The organism is Bradyrhizobium sp. (genome assembly GCF_028868675.1).
Taxonomy (GTDB): Bacteria; Pseudomonadota; Alphaproteobacteria; order Rhizobiales; family Xanthobacteraceae; genus Bradyrhizobium.
Map to the genome: position 1 here is coordinate 1 of NZ_JAGWUA010000185.1, position 9,429 is coordinate 9,429.

9 protein-coding genes are annotated in these 9,429 nt (G+C 66.8%); 3 read left to right on the plus strand and 6 right to left on the minus strand.

Translation table 11 applies throughout. The features are described from left to right. Window positions 1-95: 95 nt before the first annotated feature. Window positions 96-2,897, minus strand: coding sequence for a hypothetical protein (locus tag KGM94_RS20100; protein WP_300263336.1), 2,802 nt, complete (start codon window positions 2,895-2,897; stop codon window positions 96-98). Between the two features lie 307 nt (window positions 2,898-3,204). On the opposite strand from KGM94_RS20100, the gene KGM94_RS20105 reads away from it, so the two are divergent. Together KGM94_RS20105 and KGM94_RS20110 are read left to right on the plus strand one after the other, a co-directional pair. Further along, on the plus strand, window positions 3,205-3,423 hold the full coding sequence (locus KGM94_RS20105; protein ID WP_300263338.1) for a hypothetical protein: 219 nt from the start codon (window positions 3,205-3,207) through the stop codon (window positions 3,421-3,423). A 3-nt stretch (window positions 3,424-3,426) separates the two neighbouring features. Beyond that, complete coding sequence (locus KGM94_RS20110) at window positions 3,427-4,587, plus strand: glutathionylspermidine synthase family protein (RefSeq protein ID WP_300263340.1); 1,161 nt, start codon at window positions 3,427-3,429, stop codon at window positions 4,585-4,587. 45 nt (window positions 4,588-4,632) lie between these two features. On the opposite strand, the gene KGM94_RS20115 is transcribed toward KGM94_RS20110, so the two are convergent. Then, window positions 4,633-5,547 carry a Crp/Fnr family transcriptional regulator gene (locus KGM94_RS20115; RefSeq protein WP_300263342.1) on the minus strand — a complete coding sequence of 305 codons (915 nt, stop codon included), beginning with the start codon at window positions 5,545-5,547 and terminating at the stop codon, window positions 4,633-4,635. 122 nt (window positions 5,548-5,669) lie between these two features. Here KGM94_RS20115 and KGM94_RS20120 point away from each other — a divergent pair, with 122 nt between their 5' ends. After that, window positions 5,670-6,635: an AraC family transcriptional regulator gene (locus KGM94_RS20120; protein WP_300263344.1), complete on the plus strand. Its 966-nt coding sequence runs from the start codon at window positions 5,670-5,672 to the stop codon at window positions 6,633-6,635. A 35-nt stretch (window positions 6,636-6,670) separates the two neighbouring features. On the opposite strand, the gene KGM94_RS20125 is transcribed toward KGM94_RS20120, so the two are convergent. From KGM94_RS20125 to KGM94_RS20140, 4 genes are all read right to left on the minus strand, one after another. Further along, the gene (locus tag KGM94_RS20125) at window positions 6,671-7,543 is read right to left on the minus strand and encodes a protein-glutamate O-methyltransferase CheR (RefSeq protein ID WP_300263346.1); all 873 of its coding nucleotides are present in this window, start codon (window positions 7,541-7,543) and stop codon (window positions 6,671-6,673) included. Continuing rightward, window positions 7,540-8,727, minus strand: coding sequence for a chemotaxis response regulator protein-glutamate methylesterase (locus KGM94_RS20130; RefSeq protein WP_300263348.1), 1,188 nt, complete (start codon window positions 8,725-8,727; stop codon window positions 7,540-7,542). Before KGM94_RS20130 ends, KGM94_RS20125 begins: the two co-directional genes overlap by 4 nt. Before the next feature lie 78 nt (window positions 8,728-8,805). Further along, on the minus strand, window positions 8,806-9,171 hold the full coding sequence (locus tag KGM94_RS20135) for a response regulator (RefSeq protein ID WP_008138864.1): 366 nt from the start codon (window positions 9,169-9,171) through the stop codon (window positions 8,806-8,808). A 70-nt stretch (window positions 9,172-9,241) separates the two neighbouring features. After that, on the minus strand, window positions 9,242-9,429 hold a 188-nt coding region (locus tag KGM94_RS20140), incomplete at its 5' end, for a chemotaxis protein CheW (RefSeq protein ID WP_366526261.1).

The following is a 9,429-nucleotide window of genomic DNA, read 5'->3' on the forward strand; positions in this document are numbered from 1 at the left end:
TGCCGCATCGGCGAGGTTCAGGGTGGCGACGCAGGCGAGGCTTGCGAGCGTGAGCGCTGCCGGTGCGAGCTTTCGACACTTCATGAGACGCTCTCCTATTGTTCGATACGGCGGATGCGCGGCGCGACCGGTGTCGGCCGTACGATCGGCCTTGGCGTGAAGCGCTTCGGCGGCACGTAACGTTTCGGCGGCGGAATGACGACCGTCGGAGCACGCGGCGGCGGCGTCACGGCCTTGCCGCGCTTGCCGGGAACGACGACCGGCGCCGGAACGAACGGCTTGCCGGGCACGAACGTCGTCGCACCTGCCGGCACGCATTTGCGCTTGTCGGCATCGGGCTTCTGTCCGGTCGGACAGCACTGGCCGCCGGCGGTCGCCTGCGCGGCGAGGCAGCACGAGCCGTTCGGCAGCTTGACATAACCGGCGAAGCAATCGCCCGCGTCCGGCGGCGCGTTGCCGACGCATTTGCCGTCGACCAGGAACTGGTCCTGCGGACAGGTGCACGCCCCGGTGGTGCCGGCGACTGCGCTAGCAGGCGCACAGCATTGGCCGGTCGCCGCGTTGATGGTCGAGCCCGAGGGGCAGATGACGGCGCAGGTGTTGTCGGGCTGCGGCTTGGTGCCGGGCGGACAGCAGGTGCCGTTCGGCGTGACCTGTTCGATCTTGCACTCCGTCTTCTTCATCGGAGAGCAGCTTCCATCAGGCTGCGGCTTCGATCCGGCCGGGCAGCACTGACCGCTTACCGTCAACTGCTCGGGCGGACATGACGGCTGCTGCGGCTTGCCGCATTTGCCGTCGGGCCCGGGCAGCATGCCGTCGGGGCAGCACTGGTTGGCCGCATAGCCCCACGACCCGGACGGGCAAAGCTGCTGGCAGGTCCCGTCGAGCCCGGGCTGCTTGAGATCTGGGTACTTCCAGCCACACGCCTGTTGCTGCGCGTTCGCCTTGCAGCCGAAGAAGGGGGCCGACGGATCCGGCTCGAAGCCGGCGGGACAGGTCGGCGCCTTGAATAACGGGCAGTGAAAGCCGTTGGCGTCCTGCACCGGTTTCGAACCGTCAACACAGCTCAGCTTCGACAAATCATTCGGATCGAACGTGCTCGAATCGAAGCCGTTGATGCAAGCCTCCAGCTTGCCGGGATCGATCGATCCGTCCGGACACGGCGACACGCACTGCCCGTTGGGACCGAGGTAGGTCATGATCGGGCAGCACTGGAAGCCGGGCTGCTGCGTCGTGCCGGGCGGACAGGCGCACTGGTTGCCTGAGCCGGGCGGGCAGTCGAGCTGCGGCGGCTTCTTGCCGTGGAAGTGCGGCCAGAAGAATCCAGGAAACAACTCGGCGCGCGGCCGATACCAGCCGGGCAGACTGAATCCGGCCTGCTGACAGACGCGCAGGATCGCGATGTCGCCGAGATGGCCGCGCGCGGCGGCGTCCTGGAACTGGTCGTCATAGTCGATGAAATAAGTCTGCCATGGCGGCACGTTCGCCGGCCGCACGGCGGCGGGCTCGTTGCCCTGCACGCCGTTGACCTCCGCCGGGCCGCCGGCCGCGAGCTGCGCGGCAATCACGGGATCGCTCGCATTGCGCAACTGCTCGCCGGTCGACCACAGGAACTGGCCGCAGGCGGCGCGGTCGATACGTCCCTGATCGTCGTAGCCGAAGCCGATCGCCACGCCGCCATTGCCGTTGTGCAGCTGACGCGCGAAGCCGACGGCGTATTCATCCGCCTGCGGCTGCCACAGCGGCATGGCGGTGCCCGGCGGCACCGGCAAATAGCGCAGCACACGGCCGGTCGCCTCCGTCGTCAGCACGTTGAAATCATAGGCCCCGCTCGGCGCGGCCCGTTCGGCGAGCAGCATGCGGCCCTGATCGTCGAAGGCGATCCCGGAGATTTCGCTTGGACCCGGGCCGGGCGCGACGTTGACCTCCAGCCGTGGATCGGCGCCAAGACTCGGCGCGATCGCCACCGACCAGACCTGCAGATCGCTCGCAACCGCATAATAGAGGCGCCCATTGCGGACACCGAGGCCGAACACCCGGCGCTGCGCGTTGGCATAGCCCCAGGTCGCGGGATCGCCCGTCCGGAATTTCGGACTGGTGATGTCGAGATGTCCCGCCGGGTCGTACGGCACCGGCGAAAGGCCGGCCGCGCTGCGCCCCTGCACGCCGTGATCGTAACGGCCGCGCTCGGCTCCGCTCGCATCGAACGCATGGATCATGCCGGTGGCGCGATCGGCGACGAACAGCGTATTGGACGCCGCATCGAAGGCGAGGCCGCCGAGCGCCGGGCCGGGATTGGCGGCGCCGCCGAGCTTGACATTGGCAAACAGGCGAACCTCACCGGTCGCGCCGTCGATCCGCCAGATCGAGCCGGGGCCGCCGCCGGATTGCGCCGGACCGAACAGTCCCGGCATGAACGCGGCCTTCGGCGCACCCTGCTTCGCACGGACGAACTGACCGGCGCTGCCGGGAATGACGATCGGCAGGCCGTAGATCGAGGTCGCCGCGACATACGCGTTCGGCGGCATCGCGCCGTCGAGCGCAACGCCGAACAACTGACCCGTTTGACCGGCCGTTACCGTGAAAGGCTTTGGCATCGTCAGAAGCTGCGCCTGCGGCGGCGCGCCGGGCGCCTGCAGGTCCAGCACGCGCGCCGACGGGCCGTTGAGATCGATGAAGGTCTGGTCGCCGGGATCGACGCCCGGCGCGATCGTGGTGGGCGGCTGCGCGCCGGAGAAACCCGTGGCCACCGCGTTACCGTTGGCGACGATGCCGGCCGGCTGCGCCACGGCCGCGTCACAGGCGAGCCACGCGAACGCGGTCACGGCAAGGGCAATGGTCAGACTTGCCCGATTGCTGGACCTGCGAAAGACCGAAGGGAGTGCACTGGTCTGCATCGACAGGAATCCTCAAACGGACAGCGATGCAAGACATCTGAGTGCCGATCATCGAAATTGGATTTGACTGGGATCAACGCACGCAAGTTTTTCGAATTGGGATGAAGGCGGCGCGCGCCGTTGCGGTATCGCTATGCAGAAAGGCGCGCTGCGCGCACCGGGAGCGACGGCGCGGCCGTGTGTGCGTCGCCGGTCGCGCGCTCATCGGCCCCCGCAGCACGATGCCGTGAATCGGCCGGCTTTCCCTTGTCTGCTGGCCCGCAGGTGGTGGAGACTGCACCGCAGAGTCGAAGGCAGGATCAGGATCATGAAACGCTCGCGAAGGGTCGTGCTCACCTTGATGGGCAGCGCCGCCGCCGGTGCGGTGTCGATGGGATTCGTCCGGCGCGAGCCGCTTTGCGGCCCCGGCCTCACGGCCATCCCCGGAATCGATGGACGGCCCTATTGCCGTCCGGTCTATGGCGGCTTCGGTGGCACGCTGCACCATTTTCACGGCCATGGCGGCCACGGTCATGGCGGCGGATAGGAGATGCAGCGCATCGACTGTCCCGAGCGCGACGACTGGCAGGCAACCGCAGAGGCCTGCGGCTTCGATTTCCACACCATCGACGGCGAGCGCTACTGGGACGAACGCGCCTACTACGCATTCACGCTCGACGAGATCGAGCGCAGCATCGAAGCGCCGACCGGCGAGATCGATGCGATGTGCCTGGAATTCGCCGGCCGCGCCGTCGCCGACGAGCGCTACCTGCGGCGTCTGACGATCCCGGAATCGTTCTGGGATCTGATCGCGGAGAGCTGGCGGCGCGACGACCGCAGCCTGTACGGCCGCCTCGACCTGAAGTTCGACGGCAACGGCCCGGCAAAGCTGCTCGAATACAACGCCGACACGCCGACCTCGATCTTCGAGACCGCGGTGTTTCAATGGACCTGGCTCGAGCAGGCGATCGAGCGGCGCATCATCCCGGCGCACGCCGACCAGTTCAACTCCGTCCACGAGCGGCTGATCGCGGCGTGGAAGGACATCGCCGCCGGCCGTCATCTGCACCTCACCGGCACCACCGGCAATCAAGAGGATGCCGGCACGCTCGCCTATCTCGAGGACACCGCTCGGCAGGCAGGACTCGAGACCACGCTGCTCGACATCGAGGACATCGGCTGGCGTGACGAGGGTGGCGGCTTCGTCGATCTCGACGATCGCGACATCGCACTCGCCTTCAAGCTCTATCCCTGGGAATGGATGTTCCACGACGCTTTCGGCGCGAAGCTCAGCCTCGCGCCGACGCGCTGGATCGAGCCGCCGTGGAAGGCGCTGCTCTCCAACAAGGGCATCCTGCCGCTGCTCTGGGAGATGTTTCCGAACCATCCCAACCTGCTGCCGGCCTTCTTCGAGGACGATTCCCGCGCGGCCGGACTCGGCGCCACCTACGTCCGCAAGCCCTTGCTGTCGCGCGAAGGTGCCAACGTCACGCTGGTTGCCGGCGGCGTCGCGCTCGACGAGCAATCCGGCCCCTACGGCGCCGAAGGCTACGTGCGCCAGGCGCTGTCGCCGCTGCCGAACTTTGCGGGCTTCCATCCGGTGATCGGAAGCTGGCTGGTCGACCACCAGCCGTGCGGCCTGTCGATCCGCGAGGATGCAAGCCCGATCACCGGCAACGGCTCGCGCTTCCTGCCGCACGCGATCCTGTGAAGCGGACGTCAAGGGCGCGGCCTCACGACCGGCACGCGCCGTCCGTCACAACTGCCCGATCCGTTCCAGCGCCGGGGCATCGATGACCTCGAGCACGCCGTCGGCCAGTGCGACGATGCCGCGCTCGCGAAACAGGCTGAGGACCCGGCTGACATGGACCGGCGTCAGCCCGACGGCGTCGGCAATGTGCTGCTGGCGAAGCGGAAACGGATAGCGCCGCTCGCGGACGACCTGGCTGGCAGCGATGCGCCGCATCAGATGCAGCAACAGGTAGGCGATCCGCTGTTCGGCCGAACATTGGCCGAGGATCGCGATGAGCTGGGCGGCATCGCGCCCGTCGGAGAGACAGGATTGCGCGACGACGGACTGCAGCTCGCGATCGTCGAAGCATCGTTCACGGAGCTCTGCGCGCGCGAAGCCGCAGATTTGCACGGTGGTCAGCGCCTTCGCCGAGAAATGGGGAGCCTCTTCGAAGATGGAGAGGGAGGAGAAGAGATCGCCGGGCAGCAGGAACCGGTCGATCTGCCTGCCGCCGTCGGACACCTGGATGTAGCGAAACGCCCATCCCGCGCACAGGACGAAGACGTAGTCGGACGATTTGCCTTGCGTGAGGAGCTGCTTGCCGGCGCCGACGGCAGCGAATTTCTGCTGGTCCCCATTCGTGGACGGACGCGGCGGGGCTGTTCGAAAGGCGGCACCGCAGAAGCCGGATTCGCGGCGGGTGCAGGTCACGCATGGCGACAATTGAAATGCCTCCTGCGACGTTTGCCATCTTTGGCTCGCCACCGTCCTGCGCCAGAGCAGCGGTGGATGCAGTTCGTTCCCAGTCGCATCATGTTGATGCACCCTAGTCAGTCCCGCGAGCAAGCAGGATTGCCGAATATCGCTATCCAGTTTCTGAAAAATGGACGCTGCTGCCCGGCCAATCCACTCGCAACATGCTGCAGCCGACGGTAGCATCGCGCCGCTGTGTCGTGACCGCTGCGGACGAGACGCGAGGGACGCCGCGTTGCCATCCGAGCCGCACGCGGTACACTTTCGACGAATCGGCGGCGCCGGTCATTGGAGGTTCGACTGCACCTGTGGCTGCGCTTTCTGGATCGGACAACAACGGCGGACACGCCATTCCCAGCGCCACCACAGCCAGCTTCGACGAGCCGGAGCTGTTTGCGGCCTCGGTGACCGGATTCGAAGCCCGGTATCTGCCGATCACCAGGGACCGCCGCTTCACCAGACTCGAGCTGCCTCTCGAAAGCGGACGGCTGGTCGTCGTCACACGGCCACCGATGCTGTTCGAAGGAGCCGTGGTCGCCGATCATGGGGTCATCACGTTCCAGCTCGACCACAAGCGCACGGCCAGGGTGAACGGCAGCTCGGTGAACGCGGATACCATGGCGCGCTGGAAGAAGGGCACGGAGTATCGCGCCTACCAGCAATCGCGCCTGACGCATTGCCAGCTCTTCCTGAGCGATGCCGTCGCGGCGCGCGGCTGGCCGGAACCGGAGCCGGGACACCACGTCCTATCGATCGCGCCGAACAGCAGTGCCCATCTGCGATCTTTCGTCAGCGACGTCGCCGAGGTCATCCAGAGCGACCCCGCCCGCATTGCCAATCCCAATGTGCTGAAGGGTATGGACCGGAGCATCATCGGCGGGGTCGACGATGCGCTGTCGACCTTCGTTCTGCCTTCCAGTAGCCTCGCGACCGGGCGTTACCTGGCGATCTGCAGGCGGGCCAGGGACTATTTGCGGGAGAGCGATTTCCGCATCCAGTCCAACGTCGAGGTGGCGAACGCGTGCGGCGTGCACGTCAGAACGCTCCATAACGCGTTCATCGCCGTGCTCGGCATGAGCCTGCGACAATATCTTCTGCTTCACCGGCTGTGGCTGGTGCGGGGCGCGCTGTTGCGGGCCGAGGCCGGCGACCTCGTCAAGTCGATCGCGCTCGACCACGGGTTCTGGCATCTCGGACGGTTTTCAAGACTCTACCAGTCGAGGTTCGGAGAGGCGCCGTCGACGACGCTGGCGAGACGCGGCGCGATACGCTGAGTGGCGCCGTTCGCGTATGCGACGGCAACCTCCGTTCAGCGCGCCGCGGCGACCTTGAGGCCCGGAAACATGGTCGCGCCGAACGGCTGGGCGCCGCGGGCCGGATTGATCTGATAGAGGCCGCGTCGATCCGGACAGGGCCTGAAGGCGTCGGTGACGCCGACGACCGACTCGGCCGCACCCAGGAGCAGCGTGCCGTCGGCCTCGAGGCATCTGGCCATCCGGTCGAAGATCACGGCCTTGGTGTCCTGATCGAAATAGATCAGCACGTTGCGGCAGAAGATGACGTCGAAGGTGCCGAGATGGGAGAAGTCCTGCAGCAGGTTGAGCTGGCGGAACTGCACCATCGAGCGCACGTCCGAATTGAGCTGCCAGATGTCGCCCGACTGGGTGAAGTACTTCACCAGCATCTGGATCGGCAAGCCGCGCTGCACCTCGAACTGGCTGTAGATGCCGGCCCTGGACTTCTCCAGCACCTCCTGCGACAGGTCGGTCGCGACGATCTCGATGCGCCAGCCCGCGAGTGCTGCGCCCATCTCCTTCACGCACATCGCGATCGAATAGGGCTCCTGCCCGGTCGAGGAGGCCGCCGACCAGATGCGCAGGGACTTTCGCGCCGCGCGTGCCTGGATCAGCGCCGGCAGGATGGTGTCGCGCAGATGGTCGAACGGAACCTTGTCGCGGTAGAAGAACGTCTCGTTGGTGGTCATCGCCTCGACGACGTCGGTCGAAACACGGCCGTCGCCGTTCCTGACCTTCTGCACCAGATCGGGGATGCCGCCCAGCCCCGCCTTGCGCGCGAGCGGCAGCAAGCGGCTCTCGACCAGATATTGCTTGTCGGCGGAGAGATCGAGACCGGAGCGCTCTTTCAGGAACTTACGCAGATACTCATAGTCGAGCGGGGTCACGAACGGTCTCCCGAAAACAGCCGATTGAGTTTCGGCGCTATCTGATTGAGCGGCAGGATCGCGGCGCAGATGCCGGCATTCGCAGCCGCGCCCGGCATGCCCCACACCACGGAGGTGGCTTCGTCCTGCGCGATCACGCTGCCGCCGGCGGCGACGATCTCCTTGCCGCCGCGCATGCCGTCCGATCCCATGCCGGTCAGGATCACCGCGAGAATGCCCGCGTGCCAGATGTCGATCGCCGAGATGAAGAGTGGATCGACAGCGGGCTTGCAGAAATTGACGGCCGGGCCGTCGTCGAGCGCGATGGCAGGGTCCGCGCCGTTGCGCACCACGCGCATGTGCTTGCCGCCCGGCGCGAGATAGATCCGGCCCGGTTTCACCGGCTCGCCATCGACCGCCTCATGCGCCGGCCGGCGGCTCGATCGCGCCAGATGCTCGGCGAGGATGGTGGTGAAGGTCGGGGGCATGTGCTGCGTGATCAGCACCGGGAAACGGTCGATCACCGGCCCGAGATCGGTCACCAGGTTCATCAGGGCTTGCGGGCCGCCGGTGGAGGATCCGATCAGGAGCACCTTCGGCGCCTGAGCCGAGAAGCAACGGGTGACGATCGCCGACGCCGGTGCGGCAGGCGCGGCTGGTGCCGGCGCCGCGCGGCGAAGCGCAGGTTCGCGCGCGAGCGGAGCCGGACCTGCCGGCGCCAGCGGCGGGCTCGCGACCGCGGGCCTGCGGCGCAGCCGGGCGCCGAGTTGGCGGATCTTCTCGATCAGGTCGTGATGGAAGATGTCGGCGGCGGAAGCCTCGCGCGTGCTCTCCGGCTTCGGAATGTAGTCGGCCGCGCCGAGCGAGAGCGCCTTGAAGCTGATCTCCGCGTTGCGGCGGGTCAGCGTCGAGGCCATGATGACGACGAGGTCGCGCTTCTTGGCGAGCATCTGCGGCAAGGCCGACAGGCCGTCGAGCTCGGGCATTTCGATGTCGAGCACCGCGACGTCGGGGTTGACGCGCTCGAGCTGGTTGACCGCCTCGAGACCGGTGCGCAGCGAGGCGGCGACCACCATGTCCGCCTCCGCTCCGATCCAGCGCGAGATCAGGCCGCGAATGACGACGGAATCGTCGACGACCATCACGCGCAGCGGCCCCTCTCGCGAGGGGCTCGCGGTCGAATTCCCAGCCAACGCAACACTCATTACTCACCAACTACGACTAAAGCGGCCCGTTGAAACAAAGCCCGGAGGGCCGTTCAGCCCGTCGGGTCGAACGCAAAGCTAGATCAGGCCCACTTCCTGGAATTTCGCCGTGACGATATCCTTGTCGAACGGCTTCATGATGTACTCGTTGGCGCCGGCATGCAGCGCGCGGGCGATGTGGGCGACGTCGTTCTCGGTGGTGCAGAACACCACCTTGGGCTGGTCGCCGCCCGGCATGCGGCGCAGGTGGCCGAGGAATTCGTAGCCGTCCATGATCGGCATGTTCCAGTCGAGCAACACCGCGTCCGGCAGCCCGCGCTTGCAGGCTTCCAGTGCCTTTTCGCCGTCCTCGGCCTCGAGGATCTGGAAATCCAGACCTTCCAGAATGCGGCGCGCAACCTTGCGGATGACGCTGGAGTCATCGACGACGAGACACGTTCTCATGTAGGCCTCTGCTTCCTGTCCCCCGAGGGGACACTTCCAATTCCAGGTCGGCGACGCGATCGTCGCCGCCTCAAGCTGCCATCATCTCGGGCGCGAGTTCGAGGACGCGATCGACGTCGAGGATGACCATGAGCTGGCCGTCGAGGCGGTGGACGCCGCCGGCGAGCTTGGCCATGCGTGGGTCGAGGTTGACGGGGTTTTCCTCCTTGCCGTCCTCGGGCAGGCGGAGCACCTCGCCGATCTGGTCGATCATCAGGC